Source organism: Streptomyces europaeiscabiei, assembly GCF_036346855.1.
Lineage (GTDB): Bacteria > Actinomycetota > Actinomycetes > Streptomycetales > Streptomycetaceae > Streptomyces > Streptomyces europaeiscabiei.
Genome location: NZ_CP107841.1, coordinates 5,561,334 through 5,578,488 on the forward strand (window position 1 = coordinate 5,561,334; position 17,155 = coordinate 5,578,488).

At 71.1% G+C, this 17,155-nt stretch carries 16 protein-coding genes; 7 read left to right on the forward strand and 9 right to left on the reverse strand.

Annotated elements, in window-relative coordinates; genetic code table 11:
* Positions 1-73: 73 nt before the first annotated feature.
* From OG858_RS24315 to OG858_RS24330, 4 genes are all read right to left on the reverse strand, one after another.
* Positions 74-661, reverse strand: a complete 588-nt coding sequence (locus tag OG858_RS24315; protein ID WP_037690444.1) for a tellurite resistance TerB family protein — start codon at positions 659-661, stop codon at positions 74-76.
* A 582-nt stretch (positions 662-1,243) separates the two neighbouring features.
* Positions 1,244-2,887, reverse strand: coding sequence for a DEAD/DEAH box helicase (locus OG858_RS24320; protein WP_086749132.1), 1,644 nt, complete (start codon positions 2,885-2,887; stop codon positions 1,244-1,246).
* Positions 2,888-2,980: 93 nt separating this feature from the next.
* A complete protein-coding gene (locus OG858_RS24325; RefSeq protein ID WP_005483357.1) occupies positions 2,981-3,184 on the reverse strand; it encodes a cold-shock protein in 204 nt (67 codons plus the stop codon).
* Between the two features lie 357 nt (positions 3,185-3,541).
* On the reverse strand, positions 3,542-4,420 hold the full coding sequence (locus tag OG858_RS24330) for a hypothetical protein (protein ID WP_328544456.1): 879 nt from the start codon (positions 4,418-4,420) through the stop codon (positions 3,542-3,544).
* A 165-nt stretch (positions 4,421-4,585) separates the two neighbouring features.
* On the opposite strand from OG858_RS24330, the gene OG858_RS24335 reads away from it, so the two are divergent.
* A complete protein-coding gene (locus OG858_RS24335) occupies positions 4,586-5,533 on the forward strand; it encodes a hypothetical protein (protein ID WP_086752991.1) in 948 nt (315 codons plus the stop codon).
* Positions 5,534-5,586: 53 nt separating this feature from the next.
* Here OG858_RS24335 and OG858_RS24340 read toward each other — a convergent pair whose 3' ends face one another.
* Positions 5,587-7,023 (reverse strand): APC family permease, encoded by a 1,437-nt coding sequence (locus OG858_RS24340; protein ID WP_328545310.1) that lies wholly within the window; start codon positions 7,021-7,023, stop codon positions 5,587-5,589.
* Between the two features lie 487 nt (positions 7,024-7,510).
* On the opposite strand from OG858_RS24340, the gene OG858_RS24345 reads away from it, so the two are divergent.
* On the forward strand, positions 7,511-9,991 hold the full coding sequence (locus OG858_RS24345; RefSeq protein ID WP_328544455.1) for a SpoIIE family protein phosphatase: 2,481 nt from the start codon (positions 7,511-7,513) through the stop codon (positions 9,989-9,991).
* 21 nt (positions 9,992-10,012) lie between these two features.
* Here the strand turns inward: OG858_RS24345 and OG858_RS24350 are convergent, their stop codons facing one another.
* Complete coding sequence (locus OG858_RS24350; RefSeq protein WP_319068729.1) at positions 10,013-10,762, reverse strand: DUF2637 domain-containing protein; 750 nt, start codon at positions 10,760-10,762, stop codon at positions 10,013-10,015.
* Positions 10,763-10,953: 191 nt separating this feature from the next.
* On the opposite strand from OG858_RS24350, the gene OG858_RS24355 reads away from it, so the two are divergent.
* From OG858_RS24355 to OG858_RS24375, 5 genes are all read left to right on the forward strand, one after another.
* Positions 10,954-12,189 carry a serine hydrolase domain-containing protein gene (locus OG858_RS24355; protein WP_086752770.1) on the forward strand — a complete coding sequence of 412 codons (1,236 nt, stop codon included), beginning with the start codon at positions 10,954-10,956 and terminating at the stop codon, positions 12,187-12,189.
* A 54-nt stretch (positions 12,190-12,243) separates the two neighbouring features.
* On the forward strand, positions 12,244-13,284 hold the full coding sequence (locus OG858_RS24360) for a YihY/virulence factor BrkB family protein (RefSeq protein ID WP_086752768.1): 1,041 nt from the start codon (positions 12,244-12,246) through the stop codon (positions 13,282-13,284).
* Between the two features lie 47 nt (positions 13,285-13,331).
* On the forward strand, positions 13,332-13,598 hold the full coding sequence (locus OG858_RS24365) for a DUF4235 domain-containing protein (protein ID WP_319260648.1): 267 nt from the start codon (positions 13,332-13,334) through the stop codon (positions 13,596-13,598).
* A gap of 153 nt (positions 13,599-13,751) precedes the next feature.
* Positions 13,752-14,813, forward strand: coding sequence for a right-handed parallel beta-helix repeat-containing protein (locus OG858_RS24370; protein WP_319068736.1), 1,062 nt, complete (start codon positions 13,752-13,754; stop codon positions 14,811-14,813).
* A gap of 41 nt (positions 14,814-14,854) precedes the next feature.
* Positions 14,855-15,961 carry a methyltransferase gene (locus OG858_RS24375; protein WP_373420752.1) on the forward strand — a complete coding sequence of 369 codons (1,107 nt, stop codon included), beginning with the start codon at positions 14,855-14,857 and terminating at the stop codon, positions 15,959-15,961.
* Between the two features lie 54 nt (positions 15,962-16,015).
* On the opposite strand, the gene OG858_RS24380 is transcribed toward OG858_RS24375, so the two are convergent.
* Genes OG858_RS24380 through OG858_RS24390 form a run of 3 tightly spaced genes read right to left on the reverse strand, consistent with a single transcriptional unit; the run spans position 16,016 to position 17,121 of the window.
* The gene (locus OG858_RS24380) at positions 16,016-16,348 is read right to left on the reverse strand and encodes a TcmI family type II polyketide cyclase (RefSeq protein ID WP_086746136.1); all 333 of its coding nucleotides are present in this window, start codon (positions 16,346-16,348) and stop codon (positions 16,016-16,018) included.
* 34 nt (positions 16,349-16,382) lie between these two features.
* On the reverse strand, positions 16,383-16,862 hold the full coding sequence (locus tag OG858_RS24385; RefSeq protein WP_319068737.1) for an SRPBCC family protein: 480 nt from the start codon (positions 16,860-16,862) through the stop codon (positions 16,383-16,385).
* A gap of 1 nt (position 16,863) precedes the next feature.
* A complete protein-coding gene (locus OG858_RS24390; protein WP_086746134.1) occupies positions 16,864-17,121 on the reverse strand; it encodes an acyl carrier protein in 258 nt (85 codons plus the stop codon).
* Between the last annotated feature and the right edge of the window lie 34 nt (positions 17,122-17,155).

The window sequence follows — 17,155 nt, forward strand, 5'->3', positions numbered from 1 at the left end:
CAGGTCTCGTCCGGGACGTCGTACGCGTCGAGAGAGCGCGCCCTGGGGCGCGCCCTGCGTCCGAGCGGCCCTGTCAGAGGCCGAACTCCTGCGGGGACAGGCCGAGGGCCGCACACGCCTCGCGCAGGACCTGCTCCTCGGACTGGGCGATGTACCCGTCCGCGCCCGCCACCACGAAACCGGTCTGGACGACCGCCCGCGCCTCCGTCGGTTTCTTCGCGGCCTTGGCGATCTCCTGCATGGCCTCGGCCTTGCCCTGCTGGAAGTTGAAGGACAGCTGGTCGACGTGCTTGTTGAAGCGCTGCCGCAGCTGGTCGGCCGGGAAGTTCTGCAGGACGTCGTTGTTCAGGATCAGCGACTCCACGTGCGCCCGCTCGTGCTCGTCCACATTCCCGTCGGCGGCGGCGACCAGGGCGCACATGGCCATGCTGGCGTCCCGGTAGGCCCCGCTCTTCAACTCCGTCTTGAGGGAGGTGAGCTGGGACTTGAGCGCGCTCACCAGCTGGGCCTTCGAGCCGCCGCCGGACCGCCCGGAGCCGGAGGACCCGGTGGAGCCCATGGGCCCCGCGCCGGGCCGACCGTGTCCGGTACCGCCCCGCGTCCCCTGCGCCTGCTGCTGCAGACCCTTGGCCTGGTCCTTGATCCGATCCCACATCGCCATGCGTGCCACCTCGGCTTGAGCCCGTGTCGTGCCGGTCGTCCGCGTGCGTTCCGCACGTCCCCCGGTGAACGGCTGCCGCCCCCTCCAGAGTTCCTGAGTACGTCAGTGCCGTACCGCCGCCCGACCCCGGATCGCTGCGCGGCCGGGCCGGCGACGGCGTCACCGGGCTCTTCCAGCCGCTCGCCACGATCTGCCTGGTCATCGGTTCCGTGGTCATCGGTTCCGTGGGTATCGGTTCCGTGGATGTCGCCGACACCACGCTGGTCGCCGTCCTGGAACACACCGGGGGAGGTCGGTCCACGCCGGTCGCGGGGGCGCGCGCCCGCCACAGCACGGTGCGGTCACCGGTGGAGTCGGGCGTCCCGGGCATGCTGGGCGGCCTGGTCGGCGCTTTCCCGGGCGTGGCGCCCGTGGTGGCGGTCGCAGTCGCCCGCGACCGGACACCGGTGATCCACTCCGTCACACGGTCGCGGCGGCCCCGACCATCGGCCCGGCCGCCGGCCGCTGCCCGGCCTGGCGCGCCTCCCGCGTCCAGCGGCGGAGGCACCGCGCCGCCGAGCGCCGAGGTCTACGCGGCCGCGCTCAGCGGCCGTTGCCCTTCGCGGGGGCGCGGCGGCGGCCCTGGGCGGGCCGGCTGCGGCGGCCGCGTGACGTGGAGGACGGGCGGGTGGCCGGCTGTGCGGTGACGGGCGGGGCGAGGACGACCGGGACGCCCGAGGGGGCCTGGGCGCCGGTGATGCGGTTCAGGTCGGCGTCCCCGGAACGGACCCTGGTGGTCGTCGGGGTGATGCCGGCGACGGCCATCAGGCGGGTCACGTCACGGCGCTGGTGCGGCAGGACGAGCGTGACGACCGTGCCGGACTCGCCGGCGCGGGCCGTACGGCCGCCCCGGTGCAGGTAGTCCTTGTGGTCGCCGGGCGGGTCGACGTTGACGACGAGGTCGAGGTCGTCGACGTGGATGCCCCGTGCCGCGACGTTCGTGGCGACCAGGGCCGTCACGTCGCCGTCCTTGAACTGGCTCAGGGCCCGGTTGCGCTGGGACTGCGACTTGCCGCCGTGCAGCGCGGCGGCGCGCACGCCGACCGCCAGCAGCTTCTTGACCAGCCGGTCCGTCGCGTGCTTGCTGTCCAGGAACATGATCACCCGTCCCTCACGGGCGGCGATCTCGGTCGTGGTGGCGTGCTTGTCGTCGTCCTCGATGTGCAGCACGTGGTGGTCCATCGTGGTGACGGCGCCCGCGGACGGGTCGACCGAGTGGACGACGGGGTCGTGCAGGTAGTCGCGGACCAGACGGTCGACGTTGCGGTCGAGGGTGGCCGAGAACAGCAGCCGCTGGCCGTCGGGACGCACCTGGTCGAGCAGCGCGGTCACCTGCGGCATGAAGCCCATGTCGGCCATCTGGTCGGCCTCGTCCAGCACGGTGATCGCGACCCGGTCCAGCCGGCAGTCGTCGCGGTCTATGAGGTCCTTGAGCCGTCCGGGTGTCGCGACGACCACCTCGGCGCCGCCGCGCAGGGCGCTCGCCTGACGGCCGATGGACATGCCGCCGACCACCGTGGCGAGCCGCAGACGCAGCGCGCGGGCGTAGGGGGTGAGGGCGTCGGTGACCTGCTGGGCCAGTTCCCGGGTGGGTACGAGGACGAGGGCCAGCGGCTGCCGGGGCTCGGCCCGCTGTCCCGACGTACGGGCCAGCATCGCGAGACCGAAGGCGAGCGTCTTGCCCGACCCGGTGCGCCCCCGGCCCAGAACATCCCGGCCGGCGAGCGAGTTCGGCAGCGTCGCGGCCTGGATGGGGAAGGGGGAGGTCACCCCTTCGGCGCGGAGGGTCTCCAGCAGCCGCGCGGGAAGCTCCAGTTCATCGAAAGCCTCGACCGCGGGCAGTGCGGGTGTGACCGTCACCGGCAGTGCGAACTCCCCACCGGTGGCCACGGGGGGCCGACCGCCGCCGCGCCGGGTCCGGCCGTTCTGGGAAGAGCTGTTCCTGGCCGCACCGGCCTTGGCCGCACCGTTCTTCGGCGAGCCGTTCTTGGCCGCGCCGTTCCTGGCCGCACGAGAAGGAGCGCTCGGGTTGCCCGACCCCGTCCCTGTTCCCGTCCCCTGTGCGCGGGTGCGGTTGCCCCGGGCGGCTCCCGCACCGGTGGAACCCTTGTCCGTGCGGGCGGCAGAGCCCTTCTCCGTACGGGGGCGGGAGGAGCTGCTGCTGTTCGTACGAGCCGTGCGGTTCATGGGGACCTTCCTCGATGCGGCGACGCCGGTCACACACGAGCCGGGGCCCGCGCCTTTCGGGCGCGGGCCCCGGCTCATGCGTTCGCGTCAGAGTCAGGCGGGAACGATGTTCTCGGCCTGGGGGCCCTTCTGGCCCTGCGTGACGTCGAAGGTCACCTTCTGGCCTTCCTGAAGCTCACGGAAGCCGGAGGTGGCGATGTTCGAGTAGTGGGCGAAGACGTCCGGGCCGCCACCCTCCTGCTCGATGAAGCCGAAGCCCTTTTCCGAGTTGAACCACTTCACGGTGCCGGATGCCATGCTGAAACTCCCTTGATGCCAAGCCCGGGGTCCGCACTTTGCGGACCCGGTGTCGCAGCAACGGTTTAGACCCGACGGGAAGATTTGAAAAGTCCCGGAAAGCCCCGGAAACAACAAAGAGTGCTCGTCGACGGAAGGTCGAAGAGCACTCAGAAGCCTCTGGTAACCAAAACTGCCACTTCAGGTCAAGGTAGCACAGGCTTGGGAGGTCTGGTGTGAGACGTGGGACACCCGCGGCGAAAATCTTCGGCGCTCCGGATCCCCGCCGCCGTGGCCTGCGCGTTTGTACGCCTACCCGGGCGGAGAGGACGCATGCATCGGCCCTGCGACGGGGACGGCGCGGCGAGTCGCCGGGCCTCAGTCGGCGGGCGGCTGCGGCGGCTGGTGCGGTGCCGGAGGCGGGGCCGACGGGTACGGCTGGGCGGCGGGTGCGCCGGGAGCGGCCGGCCAGGGCTGCGCGGGCTGCGGAGGCTGTGGGACCTGTGGCGGCTGTGCGGCCTGGAACCCGGACGGTGCGGGGAAGGCGCCGGCGGGCCGGCGGCCGGCGAGGACGGTGGTCACGGTCGCGCCGAGTGCCAGCAGGGAGGCGACGGTCAGCAGATAGAAGCCGGGGCCGAAGGTCGTGGTCCGGCCGTCCCCGTCCCACTGGGTGTCGTTGAACGCGTCCGTCAGCACCGTGAGCGTCGTGCCGAGAAGCAGCACCGCGCCCGCGACGCCGAGTGCGGGCCCCAGCGGGAGCCGGCGGCTGCGGCCGGTCAGGAGGAGCACGGCCGCGGCGATGGCCAGCAGGCCGCCGAGGAGCAGCGGGACCCCGGAGAACTGCGTGACCTCGGTCGTCTCTCCGCCCACTTCCCAACTGGAGTACGACCACGCCTTCGCGACGTTCTCGTAGACCGGCTCCCCCTTCTCTTCGTCGCCGAGGTACTGGACCGACTTGTCCAGCGTGGCGAAGGAACCGCCGATGGCGAGGAGGGCGCCGAGGATCAGCAGCGCGCCGGAGGCGCGGTCGGAGGCCGCCGCCGGGTCTCCCGGCGGGGCGGGCGGTCTGCCGTAGCCGGCGGGCGGCGTGGTCGCGTAGGGATAGGGAGCCCCTTGCTGCGGGGGCGGGGCCGACCAGCCGGGTGCGGGCGCCGTCGGCTGGGGCGGAGGGGCGGGCTGACCCGGGTACGGGCCGGGCTGACCCGGGTACGGGCCGGGCTGGCCCGCGTACGGGCCGGACTGCGTCGGTTCCGTCATTTTCCGATCATAGGGAGTGGAGATCGTGCACAAAAGGTGAAGTGCCCCTCCATGTAGGGGAGTTGGGCATAAAGTGCTGGCCCCCGCTCCCCGGTCGGGATATCTGATCGACATACGTCCATCTCAAAGCATCACTGTGCGACCGAAATTCGTTACTCTCCGGGCATGGCTCTCCTCGGTCGCCGGCGAAGCACGACCAGACTCGCTCCCGAACTCGACGACACCGACCTCGGTAAGGTGCGCAAGCGTCTTGTGGAGAGGGGGAGTTCGGGTGGCCGCAGTCTCGCGGTGGCCATGATCGAGCAGTTGCTGCGCGACACCGGCCGGGACTGGGACCGCCGGGCCCACCGCCTGAGCGTCCTCGCGGAGTCGGCGTCACCCGCCCTGCAGCGTTCCTGGGCCGAGGAGCAGCCGCAGGACCCGGACGCGCAGCTGCTGTTCGCCTGGGGTGTCCTGCTGCGGGCGCGGTACGAGGAGCAGCCGGTCCCGGGGGAGACCCGGGAGGCGCTCGACGCCTGCGAACATGCCGTCGGGCTGCGGCCCGAGGACCCCACCCCCTGGGTGGTGCGTCTCGGTCTGCTGCGGTTGTGGCGCCGGCCGGGCGCGGAGGTCTTCCCGCTCTGGGAGGAGATCGTCCGACGCGATCCCTGGCACCGCGAGGCCCACTTCCAGATGCTGGGCTATCTGTCCCCGTGGGAGTGCGGCTCGCACGCGCAGACCGTCGACTTCCTGGACCGGGTACGCGCGGGCGCGGCGCCCACGGCCCCGACGGCGGGCCTGGAGATGGCGGCCCTCATCGACCTCTACCAGGGCACCCTCGACCAGGGCGGCCTCGAAGCCCTCACCGCCGTCCATCTGTGGAGCCGTCCGAACGCGGTGGCGGCCCTGGACCGCGCGCTGGCCGACTGGCCCCGCCCCGGGTATCTGACCCACGCGGCGGCCGTCGCGGACCTCAACCTCCTGGCGTACGCGCTGGTGCAGGCGAAGCGGGCCGGCGAGGCGGGCGAGGTGTTCCGTGCGATCGGGGGCCTGGCGACGGCGTACCCGTGGGCCCTGGAGAACGGCGATCCCCTGCAGTCCTTCGGCGGCTGGCAGCAGCGCGCGACAGGCTGACGGCCGGGACACCCGTACGGGGTGTTCCCGGCCGTGACCGTGTGAGGTTCTTGCTACCGCCTGCGGGGCGAACGGGCCAGCAGGGGCATCGCCATGCCCGCCAGCAGCGCGCCCGGGACGGCCAGGCCGAGCCAGACGGCCGTGGCGGTGTCCCCGCCGATGAGGGTGGTGAAGTTGGAGATGATCAGCCAGATGGCACCGGCGATGCCGCCGGCGCCCAGGGCCGGGGCGATCAGGGTGTTCCAGAGGCGGGTGTCGCCGGACCGCTCGTGGCGGAAGTACACGATGACCGACACGGAGGTCAACAAGTACAGCAGCATGATCGCCAGTACGGCGAGACCGCTGAGCCAGGAGAAGAGGGTGAGGACGGGGTCCTTGCCCGCCAGGGCGAAGGGGAAGACCAGCAGCGCGGCGACCCCGGTCTGCACGACACCCGCGAGCCACGGCGACTGGCGGCCGTTGAGCGAGCTCAGCGTGCGCGGCAGCAGGCCCTCCCGGCCCAGGGAGAACAGATAGCGGTTGGCGGAGTTGTGGAAGGCCAGGATGCTGGCGAAGAGCGAGGTGGCCAGCAGGATCGGCAGCGCGTCCCCCGCCCACGCGCCCAGCTCCGCCGAGACCGGCGCGGCGACGAAGGCCGCCCCGTCCCCGGCCTCCAGGGCCTTGCCCGCGGCGGCCGCACTGGAGGACGGGCCGTGCGCCGAGATCAGCATCCAGGACGTGAAGGCGAAGAACGCCGTGACGAGGACGACCGCGAGATAGGTGGCCCGGGGAACCGTCTTGTGCGGCTCGCGCGCCTCCTCGCCGTAGATCGCGGTCGCCTCGAAGCCGAACATCGACGCCACCGCGAACATCAGTGCCACGCCGGGCGCGCCCTCCAGCGCGGCCGACAGGGAGAAGGAGGAGCCCGGGGCCAGTCCCTCGGGGCCGCCGCCCTTGAGGAGCATCACCACGCCGAAGACCAGCAGCAGGCTGATCTCGGCCAGCACGAACACCGCGAGCACCTTGGCGCCCACGTCGACGCCGGTCGCGCCGAGCCCCTGCACGATCACCATCGTGCCCAGCGCGAACAGCCACCAGGGCACGTCCGTCTCCAGGTACTGCAGCGCCAGCCCGTTCATCACGGCGCCGAACAGGCCGTACACCGCCGCCTGGATGGCGTGGTAGGCGAGCAGGGCCACGCCCGCGCTGCCCGCGGCGGCCGTACCGCCGAGGCCCTTGCCGACGTACGAGTAGAAGGCGCCCGCGTCGACCACATGGCGGCCCATCGCGACGTAGCCGACGGAGAAGAGCAGGACGACCACCCCCGCCACGACGTACATCGCGGGGACTCCCGGGCCGTTGCCGATGGCTATCGCCACCGGTGCCGCCCCGGCGACACCGGTCAGTGGCGCCTGCGCGGAGAGAACGAAGAAGAGGATGCCCAGGACGCCGAGCGCGTTCTGTTTGAGGGAGCCGGTGGACGCGTAACCGTCGCCGGCCGCGTGCCGCATTCTGGACGCACTTGTAGACATGCCTCACCTGTCGGGCGGAAATGAAGGATGTGGTTTCGGCTCAAACGAGCTGCCCCATGTTGGCCTCAACGCGCCTGCCTGGCAAGGGAGTGACACGTGTAGGGCCACAGATTGTTCGGGTGCTTACGACTGTCTGTGCGCGCCCGCCCGGCGCGTGAGGGCCGCGCCGCGATCGCCGACGAGGCAGGCCCGACCCTGATCCGGCCCGACCTTGATCCGCCCGCGCTGCTCACCCCGTCACCGCGTCACCCCGTCACCCCGTCACCGCGGACCGCCGTGAGGACGCCGGAACCCGCCGGGTCGGCGTAGTGCGGGGGCAGGGGTGGGGTGGGACGGGGTGGAGGCGGGGGCGGTGAAGCCCATGTGGCGGTCGCGAAATAGAGTGAAACGGGTGTGACGGGACATATCAAAGGTAGCGAGGAGAGCCTCGACGGGGGGTGCTCGGGCGAGAGTGAGATGAGCGGCCATGGAGCGGCATGTCGTCGACGAACCGGGGGTGGACCCGGGCCCGGACGCGTTCGGGGAGGCGCTCACCGTGCGGGCCACCGTCGACGAACACGGCACCGTGACCGGCTGGAGCGCCGGCGCCGAACGCCTGCTCGGCTACACGCCGACGCAGATCCTGGGTCGGCCGGCCGCCTCCCTGCTCGCCGAGGAGCCCCCGGCGAGCGCCCTCCCGTCCTCCTCCGGCCTGCCGAGATGGCACGGCACGCTCGTCCTGCGGCACCGTGACGGCCGCCGCCTGGAGGTCAGGGTCCTGGCGCATCACCGCACGACGTACTGCGGGACCCGCGACTGGTTTCTGGTCTCCGCCCTGGCGGGGACGCGGCCCCGCCCCGGTGACGACGCGCTCGCGCTGCGCGGTTTCCTCGACTCCCCGAGCTGCGCCACCTCGGTGCACGACACGGACCTGCGCTGGCGCCGGTCCAACCGGGCCTCACGGGACGCCCTGGGGCTGGGCGACGACGACCTGCGCGGGCTGCGGATGACGGAGGCGATCGACGACCCGGCCATGGGGGAGGTCGAGCGGCTGATGCGGCAGGTCCTGGAAACTGGCGAACCGCAGTACATGGAGAACCACGCGCGGGCACCCGGCGAGACCCGCGAACACGCTTGGTCGGTCCACCTCTACCGGCTGGAGGCCGAAGACGGCCGCGTCCTCGGCGTGGCCACCACCGGGCACGACATGACGGAGCAGTACTGGGCCCGCAAACGCCTCCAGCTCATCGCAGAGGCCGGCCAACGCATCGGCAGCACCCTCGACGTGACGCGGACGGCGCAGGAACTGGCGGACATCGCGGTCCCGGACCTCGCCGACTTCATCAGCGTCGACCTCCTGGCGTCCCTCGACGACCTGCGCGAACCACCCCCGCAGGCCGCCGAGGCCGGCCGCGCCATCGCCCTGCGGCGCATCGCCCACCAGTCCGTGCTGCCGGGGAGCCCGGAGGCGGTCGTCGCGCCGGGCGGGGTGGACGCGTACCCGGACGGCTCGCCGCCGGTGGAGAGTCTGCGCTCGGGCCGTGCCGCGCTGTACCGGGTGACCGAGCCCGCGATCGCCGACTGGGTGGCCCAGGACCAGCTCCGGACCTCCCGTATCCGCGATTTCGGGTTCCACTCGGTGATGACCGTGCCCCTGTCGGCACGCGGAACCACCCTGGGCGTCGCCGTCTTCGCCCGGCACCGGCATCCCGAGCCCTTCCAGCAGGACGACCTCGTCCTGGCCGAGGAACTGTCGGCCCGAGCGGCCGTCAGCATCGACAACGCCCTGCGCTACACGCGCGAACGCGCGACGGCCGTCACCCTGCAGCGCAGCCTGCTGCCGCAGAGCCTGCCCGAGCAGGCCGCGGTCGAGGTCGTCACCCGCTACCTCCCGGCCGGCGCCCGCGCCGGGGTGGGCGGCGACTGGTTCGACGTCATCCCGCTGTCCGGGGCCAGGGTGGCACTGGTCGTGGGCGACGTCGTGGGCCACGGCATCCACGCCTCCGCGACCATGGGCCGGCTGCGGACCGCCGTACGCACCCTCGCCGACATCGACCTGCCTCCGGACGAACTGCTCACCCACCTCGACGACCTCGTGGCCCGTCTGGCCACCGATGCGGAGGCCGGTGCGGAGCGGGCCGCCGAGGGAGGGGCGGCGCCAGGGGACGTGACCGCGGGCGTCGTCGGCGCGACGTGTCTGTACGCCGTGTACGACCCCGTCTCGCGCCGGTGCACGCTCGCCCGGGCGGGGCATCCGCTGCCGGTCGTGGTGAGCCCGGACGGCACCGCCGAACTGCTCGACCTTCCGGCGGGACCCCCGCTGGGCCTGGGTGGGCTGCCCTTCGAGTCACGGGAGACCGAACTGCCGGAGAACAGCCTGCTAGCTCTCTACACGGACGGCCTGATCGAATCCCGGGACGGTGAGAACAACGGCGGCGCCACCGGCATCGACGACGGCATCACCCGGCTGCGTCGGACCCTCGCCGCCCCCGCCGCCTCCCTGGACGCGCTGTGCGACCGGGTCCTGGGCGCCGTACTGCCCGAGCGACCCACCGACGACGTGGCCCTGCTCGTCGCCCGCCCCCGCGCACTCGACCCCGACCGGGTCGCCACCTGGGACGTGGCCTCCGACCCCTCCTCGGTCGCCGAGGCCCGCAAGAACGCCCTCTGCCGGCTGGAGAGCTGGGGTCTCAACGACGCGGCCTTCGTCACCGAGCTGGTCGTCAGCGAACTGGTCACCAACGCCATCCGGCACGCCGAACCGCCCGTCCAGCTGCGGCTGATCCACGACAGAAGCCTCATCTGCGAGGTCTCGGACGGCAGCAGCACGACACCTCACATGCGCCGCGCCCGCGCCTACGACGAAGGAGGCCGGGGTCTGCTCCTGGTCGCCCAGCTGACCGAACGCTGGGGCACCCGCCCCACCCCCACGGGCAAGACGATCTGGACGGAACAGACCCTCGAATGACCCCGTGGATCCTTCGGGGGCCTACGGCCTGCCCTGCTTCGGCCCGTTGAGGGTGTCGGCGGCGTGGCGGGGGCCGTGCCCGGACGAGAACTGGCCGACGAGTTCACGGAAGCAGACGAGGGCCGTGATCGGCGGGATCCCGACGATCGCCATGGCCAGCAGGGAACCCGGAGACTGGCCGATGCACAGGGCCACCGCCGTGCCGGAGCAGAGCAGCATCACCGCCCAGGACCGCCGGGCGGTCCGCTGCTGAACGGATGCCCGCAGGATGGACAGACCCGCCAGGAGCCACGGCCCGTACACGGTCAGGGGCCACCATCGCGCCAGATGTTCCGCCACGACCAGCAGCGCGATGCCGCGAAGCTGACCGTACGAATAAGAGACGGACCAATAAAGCATCGTCAGTGCGCACACGGCGATTGTCGTAATTAAGAAAACGACTGGGACGATCCTAGGGTTTTTGGAAAAGATGTGGGCGCCCGGGCGTGGCCGCCGTCGGCTGACCGGGCGGCGCGGGCGCTCGCGCACGTCCGGCAGGGGAGGGGTGGGATCCACGTGGTGCGTCATGTACGGCATGTGGATCAGCTCGTCGTTCGGGTCCCACACGCCGGACGCGGCCCTTGGGCCGGGGAGCCAGATGGGCTGTGTCTCGAAGGGCTGCCCGTCGAAGTGTTGATCTACCGAATCATAATCGGTTCTCATTTGAATCAGTCCATTCGGGGTCCGCTTTTCCGACCGGCACGAGAGGAGTCGATACCTGATTTTGGGCATTCGGGAGAATAGCGATCGATGGGGATTTTCGCGAGTTTCGAACCGCACTGGATGGTGGTTGAAATGGTGAAGGTTCGCTTGGCTCCGAACGAGTGGACTCGCCCCCGCACGTCCCGGACGGGGGCCTCGGCCCGGGGCCCGGATGGTGACGTTGGCCCCTCTGGTCCCTGATCCGGAAGAGGCGCCCCGACATGCGACGTACCCCCTCCCGCCGTCTGTTCGCCGCCGCGTTGCTGGTGGCGTCCGTCCTGGCCCCGATGGCGGTGACGCCCGCCGCGGCCGTCCACACCGCACGCGTCGACCGGTACGACAAGGTGGACCGCCACGACAAGGGCGACCCGCACAGCAAGGACGAGTGCCCATCGGGCGGCCTCGGCCGTGGAGTGACCGCCCGGCTGGACAAGGCCGTCGCGGACGTCCGCCGGGAGGCCGGCATCCCCGGCGTCGCCGTCGGACTGTGGATGCCGGGCAAGGGGTGCTACGTCCGCGCGACCGGGGTCGCCGACACGGTCACCCGCAGGCGGATGACCACCGACCAGTTCATGCGGATCGGCAGCGAGACCAAGACCTTCACGGTCACCGCGCTGCTCGAACTCGTCGACGACCGTCTGATCCGGCTGGACGACCAGATCTCCCGCTACGTCCGCGGTGTGCCGAACGGTGCCCGGATCACCCTGCGCCATCTCGCGGAGATGCGCAGCGGCCTGTTCCCGTACAGCGCGGACTCGGACTTCGCGCGGGCCCTGCTGAGCGACCCGGGCCGTTCGTTCACCCCGCGGGAGCTGCTCGCGTACGGCTTCCGGCATCCGAACACCTTTGCGCCGGGTGAGGAGTTCCAGTACTCCAACACCAACCTCATCCTGCTCGGACTGGTGGTCGAGAAGGTCGGCGGGCGGCCCCTCGCCGACTTCATCCGCGAGCGGGTGCTCCACCCGGCCCGGCTGCGCCACACGCTGTTCCCCGAGGGCCGCGAGTTCCCCGAGCCGCACGCACACGGCTACACCAACCAGACGCTGAGCGGTGAGATCGAGGACGCCACGGACTGGAACCCCAGCTGGGCCTGGGCGGCCGGGGCGATGATCTCGGACCTGCACGACCTGCGCCGCTGGGCCAGGATCGTCGCCACCGGGACGCTGCTCAGCCCGCAGACCCAGCGGGAGCGGCTCAGGATGCTGCCGACCGGCTTCCCCGGGACCAGCTACGGCCTCGGCATCTTCGACTCCGGCGGCTGGATCGGGCACAACGGCTCCATCCCGGGATACCAGAGCGTCACCGTCTACCTGCCGTCGCGGAAGGCCACCCTGGTGCTGCTGCTCAACACCGACGTCACCCACGACGGCCAGGAGCCGTCCTCGCTCCTCGCCCGCGCGATCACGGAGATCGTCACCCCGGACAACGTCTACGACCGCCCGGCGCCCCCGCGCTGACTGTTATGTCGTGAATGTGCGCATGGGTCGGTACTGGTCGGATACCCGCCCGGAATGATGCGGACGCTGAAGCGACATGACAAGCGGTCGGACACAAAGCCGGAGGCGGGGCCGAACGCCGGGCCGGACGAGCAGGTGGAGCGGCGGGCGCCGGACAGTCCCACGGACCTGTCCGGGCGCTCCTGGCGTTCGGTGCTGAAAGGCACCCTGAAGGAGTTCAAGAAGGACGAGCTGACCGACCGGGCGGCGGCACTGACCTACTACGGGATCCTGGCCCTGTTCCCGGCGCTGCTGGCACTCGTGTCCCTGCTGGGGATCGTCGGGGAGTCGGCGACGCAGCAGGTGCTGGACAACATCCAGAAACTCGCCCCCGGCGCCGCCCGGGACGTGTTGACCAACGCGGTCCAGCAGATGCAGGGCAACGCGGGGCTCGGTTCGGTCATGGCGATCGTGGCTCTGGCGCTCGCGGTGTGGTCGGCCTCCGGCTACGTCGCGGCGTTCATCAGGAGCGCGAACGCGGTGTACGACGTCCCCGAGGGCCGCCCGGTCTGGAAGGTGCTGCCGGTCCGGGTCGGCGTGACGGTGCTGCTGATGGTCATGGCCGTGATCAGCGCGCTGATCGTGGTGTTCACCGGCGGCCTCGCGCGGGAGCTGGGCACCGCGCTCGGGGTCGGCGACACGGCTCTCACCGTGTGGTCGATCGCGAAGTGGCCGGTGCTGGTCCTCCTGGTCACGGTCATGATCGCGGTCCTGTACTGGGCCACACCGAACGCGAAGGTCCGCGGCTTCCGCTGGATCACACCGGGCAGCTTCCTCGCCCTGCTGATCTGGATGATCGCCTCCGCCGGGTTCGCGTTCTACGTGGCGAACTTCGGCTCGTACAACAGGACGTACGGTGCCCTCGCCGGCGTGATCATCTTCCTGGTCTGGCTGTGGATCACGAACCTGGCGATCCTGCTCGGCCTGGAGTTCGACGCGGAGCTGGCCCGCCGCCGTGCCATCGAGGGCGGTCATCCCCCGCACGAGGAGCCGTACGTCCAACCGCGCGACACCCGGAAGTGGGACGAGGAGGACCACCGCCGTCTCGAACACTGAGGCGGCGGGGAGGGGCGGGGGGCAGGCTTCGGCAGCGAGGAGACGTGATGAAGGCCTCGAAGATCGCCTACAAGCCCGTCGGTCCGGCGCTGGGCGCCGTCAGCGGTGCGCCGGCCGGCGGGGTGTTCAAACAGGTGTGGAAGAAGCTCGGGCATGATCAGGGCGCCCCCGACGCGACCGACGAGGACCGTACCTGGCGCGAGGTCGTGTCGGCGGCCGTCGTACAGGGCGCGATATTCGCCGGAGTCAAAGCCGTCGTCGACCGCGGTGGTGCCGTGGCGACCCGGCGTCTGACCGGCGCCTGGCCCGGCTGACCCCGGCCGACCCCATCCGCGGAAGTCCGAGACGTCCGCCGCGGCCCCGAGGAGAGGCCGGAGCCGGGCCGTGAGGGGAGTCGACGGGCGGGACACGCCGTCGGATGGACTATCGGGCCTGTTCTTGACGCATGTGGTCATATCTTGCGGAATATGACGAAATGGCATATCGCCTCCATGGCATGTATCGCGGCACTCATCGGGGTGGGGCTCGGGGCCGCCCCGCAGGCTGTCGCCCACCACCGGACCCATGTGGTCTTTCCGGGGCAGTCGATCCAGAAGGCGGTGAACGCCGCCGCGGCGGGGGACACCGTCCTCGTGACCTCCGGCAAGTTCCGCGAGAGCGTCAGGGTGAGCACACCCGGGATCACCCTGCGCGGCATGGGCCGCGGCACGGTCGTCTCACCCCCCGCGAAGAAGGCCGCCGGCGGCTGTGCCGACGGCAACGGCATCTGCGTGATCGGGACCAAGGACAGCAAGGTCGAGGACGTCACCGTCGCCGCCCTGACCGTCACCGGGTTCACCGGGTCCGGAGTGTTCGCCCAGGACACCGACGGGCTGACCGTGCGGCACGTGACCGCGGTGAAGAACGGCGTGTGGGGCATCGCCCAGGAGCGTTCGGTGCGCGGCGTGTTCCGGAAGAACACCGCCCGGGACAACGGCGACGCGGGCCTGTTCCTCGCGAACACCATCAAGGCCGAGCAGGGCGCCACCGACAGCGGCGGGACCGTGGTCGCGCACAACCGCCTGGAGGGCAACCGGATCGGCCTCACCGTCCGGCGGCTGCGCAACCTCACCGTGGCGGACAACCACCTCACCGGCAACTGCGCGGGCGTCTTCGTCGTGGGCGACGAGAACAAGCCGAGGGCCGGCGCGCTGACCGTGCGCGACAACCTCATCGACCGGAACAACAAGTCCTGCCCGAAGACCGCGCGGCTGGACGCCCTGCAGGGCATCGGCATCGTGCTGACCGGTACCGAGGACACCCTCGTCACCCGGAACCGGATCCTGGGGAACGTCGGCGCCTCCCCGCTGTCGGGCGGCATCGTCGTCTGGAAGAGCTTCGTGGGCACCACCAGTCAGCGGAACCGGATCACCGACAACCTGCTGGAGGCCAACTCCCCGGCGGACATCGTCAACACGGACACCGCCGGCAAGGGCAACACCTTCACGGGCAACACCTGCCGGGCGTCCAAGCCCGCGGGACTGTGCTGACCGGCCCGGTCGCTCATGAACTCGAAGAAGAAGGGCGTCACATGACGACCGCTCAGACCGGACGGACGGCACAGCCACCACCCACCGCTCCGACCTCACGGACCCAGGCCGCGCACACGGCCCAGGGCGCCCAGGCATCACCTCCGCCCCCCATGCGGTTCAGGGAACTCGTGTTCGGCGCGGCCTGTGCCGCCGCCCTGCGCGCGGCCGCCCGGCTGGGGGTCGCCGACGCCCTCGACGACACTCCGCAGACCGTGGAGAACCTCGCGGCGGCGGTGAAGGCCGAACCGAAGCCGCTGCGACGGCTGTTGCGGGCCCTGTCCTGCTACGGCGTCTTCACCGAACGGCCGGACGGGACGTTCGCGCACACCGACATGTCCCGGCTGCTGCGCGAGGACGACCCGCACAGCCTGCGCGCCATCGCCCTGTGGTGCACCGAACCGTGGACCTGGGACGCCTGGCCGAAGCTGGACGAGGCGGTGCGCTCCGGCCACAACGTCGTCGAGGAGCTGTACGGCAAGGAGTTCTTCGTCTACCTCAACGAGGACGCCCCGGAGTCGGCCGACGTCTTCAACCGAGCCATGACGACCTCCAGTGTGCAGTCCGCGCGGGACGTCGCCGAGCTTCTCGACCTGTCGGGGAGTTCGTCCGTCGCCGACATCGGCGGCGGCCAGGGGCACGTGGTGGCGAGCCTGTTGGAGAAGCACCCGTCGCTGCACGGCACCCTGCTCGACCTGCCGCGCGTGGTGGAGAACGCCGACCCGCGGCTGCGTCCGGGCGGCGCGCTCGCAGACCGGATGCGCGTCGTCCCCGGCGACTGCCGCGAGGCCGTCCCGGTCCGGGCCGATGTGTACGTCATCAAGAACATCCTGGAGTGGGACGACGACAGCACGGCCCGGCTGCTGCGCAACGTCATCGGGGCGGGCGGCCCCGGGACACGGGTCGTGGTCATCGAGAACCTCGTCGACGACTCGCCCTCGATGCGGTTCAGCACCGCCATGGACCTGCTGCTGCTCCTGAACGTCGGAGGGGCCAAGCACACCACCGAGAGCATGACCCGCAGGCTGACGGACGCGGGGCTGGTGATCGACGACGTGCGGCCGGTCAACGCCTATCTGCACGCCTTCGACTGCCACGTGCCCGGCTGATCGCACAGGCCGCCGGGCACGTGGTCCTCACGTGCCCGGCGGCCGGCGGCGGGTTCAGGAGCGGCCGTCCCGCTCCCACCGGTAGAAGCAGTTCGCCATCGCGTCCTTCGGCGAACGCCAGGTCGCCGGGTCGTACGCGGTGACGTACGCCGACAGCCGTTCGCTGATGCCCCGGAACTCCGGGTGACCGGCCAGCTTCGTGATGGCAGGGGTGGGGTCCCGCTCGGACTCGACGAGGTGGAGGTACACGTCGTCGAACTGGAAGAGGCTGCGCCGGGACACCCCGATGAGGTGCGGCAGCTCCCCTCGGTCGGACTCCTCGAAGATCTTGGCGATGTCGGGGGCGGCGCCCGGGGCCATCCGGGCGACGATCAGGGACTGGTGCATGAGGTGTTCTCCGTCCGGCTCGGTCGGCTGGCGCTCAGTCGGTCAGGCCCGGCGCGGCACCCTGCTCGGCGGCGGCCTTCTCGATGCGGTCCCGGATCAGGGCCATCTGGACCTTGGAGTTCCGGTTGATGTTGTCCGTCATCCAGTCGTCGTCGACCGGCGCGTCCGGCTTCATCGAGAAGTCCTGCGTCCACATCATCCGGGTGCCGCCCGGGACCTTCTCGTACTCCCACAGGATGTTCATGTAGGCGAAGGGCCCGGTCTCGACGCGGCGGGCCTCCACGCTGAGCGTCTCGCGGTCCGTCTCCCGTTCCGAGACCCAGCTCCACACCTTGCCGTTCTCGTCGGGGTGCATGGTCAGCCGGAACGTCACCCGGTTCCCCTCCTCGGAGAGGATCTCGGCGGTGGCGTACTCGCTGAACAGCCGGGGCCAGTTCGCGACGTCGTTGGTCATGTCCCAGACCAGGTCGACCGGCGCGGCGATGGTGATCTCGTTCTGCGTGTGCCCGGCCATCTCAGGCACCTGCCAGAAGCGCGCCGTTGACCTGTTCGAGGAACTGCCGGGGGCTGCGGCTCTTCTCCGCGTCCGGCGGCATCGGCGTGCCGTACCGGTTCTCCAGCTCGCCCACGATGCCGAGCAGACCGAGCGAGTCGATGCCGATGACATCGAAGCCGGACTCCAGGCGCTGCTTGAGCTCCTCCGGGGTGACGGTGACCCCGGCGGCCTTCTTCATGAGCTCGGACAGCTCTTCCACGGTGATGCGGTCACTCATGCGGTTCTCCTTGGTGCGTAGGTGATGCGTTGGT

Excerpts from the sequence above, each read along its gene's own strand:
- OG858_RS24315 (WP_037690444.1), bottom strand. The coding sequence starts at position 661 with ATGGCGATGTGGGATCGGATCAAGGACCAGGCCAAGGGTCTGCAGCAG.
- OG858_RS24320 (WP_086749132.1), bottom strand. The coding sequence starts at position 2,887 with ATGAACCGCACGGCTCGTACGAACAGCAGCAGCTCCTCCCGCCCCCGT.
- OG858_RS24325 (WP_005483357.1), bottom strand. The coding sequence starts at position 3,184 with ATGGCATCCGGCACCGTGAAGTGGTTCAACTCGGAAAAGGGCTTCGGC.
- OG858_RS24330 (WP_328544456.1), bottom strand. The coding sequence starts at position 4,420 with ATGACGGAACCGACGCAGTCCGGCCCGTACGCGGGCCAGCCCGGCCCG.
- OG858_RS24335 (WP_086752991.1), top strand. The coding sequence starts at position 4,586 with ATGGCTCTCCTCGGTCGCCGGCGAAGCACGACCAGACTCGCTCCCGAA.
- OG858_RS24340 (WP_328545310.1), bottom strand. The coding sequence starts at position 7,023 with ATGCGGCACGCGGCCGGCGACGGTTACGCGTCCACCGGCTCCCTCAAA.
- OG858_RS24345 (WP_328544455.1), top strand. The coding sequence starts at position 7,511 with ATGGAGCGGCATGTCGTCGACGAACCGGGGGTGGACCCGGGCCCGGAC.
- OG858_RS24350 (WP_319068729.1), bottom strand. The coding sequence starts at position 10,762 with ATGCCCAAAATCAGGTATCGACTCCTCTCGTGCCGGTCGGAAAAGCGG.
- OG858_RS24355 (WP_086752770.1), top strand. The coding sequence starts at position 10,954 with ATGCGACGTACCCCCTCCCGCCGTCTGTTCGCCGCCGCGTTGCTGGTG.
- OG858_RS24360 (WP_086752768.1), top strand. The coding sequence starts at position 12,244 with ATGATGCGGACGCTGAAGCGACATGACAAGCGGTCGGACACAAAGCCG.
- OG858_RS24365 (WP_319260648.1), top strand. The coding sequence starts at position 13,332 with ATGAAGGCCTCGAAGATCGCCTACAAGCCCGTCGGTCCGGCGCTGGGC.
- OG858_RS24370 (WP_319068736.1), top strand. The coding sequence starts at position 13,752 with ATGACGAAATGGCATATCGCCTCCATGGCATGTATCGCGGCACTCATC.
- OG858_RS24375 (WP_373420752.1), top strand. The coding sequence starts at position 14,855 with ATGACGACCGCTCAGACCGGACGGACGGCACAGCCACCACCCACCGCT.
- OG858_RS24380 (WP_086746136.1), bottom strand. The coding sequence starts at position 16,348 with ATGCACCAGTCCCTGATCGTCGCCCGGATGGCCCCGGGCGCCGCCCCC.
- OG858_RS24385 (WP_319068737.1), bottom strand. The coding sequence starts at position 16,862 with ATGGCCGGGCACACGCAGAACGAGATCACCATCGCCGCGCCGGTCGAC.
- OG858_RS24390 (WP_086746134.1), bottom strand. The coding sequence starts at position 17,121 with ATGAGTGACCGCATCACCGTGGAAGAGCTGTCCGAGCTCATGAAGAAG.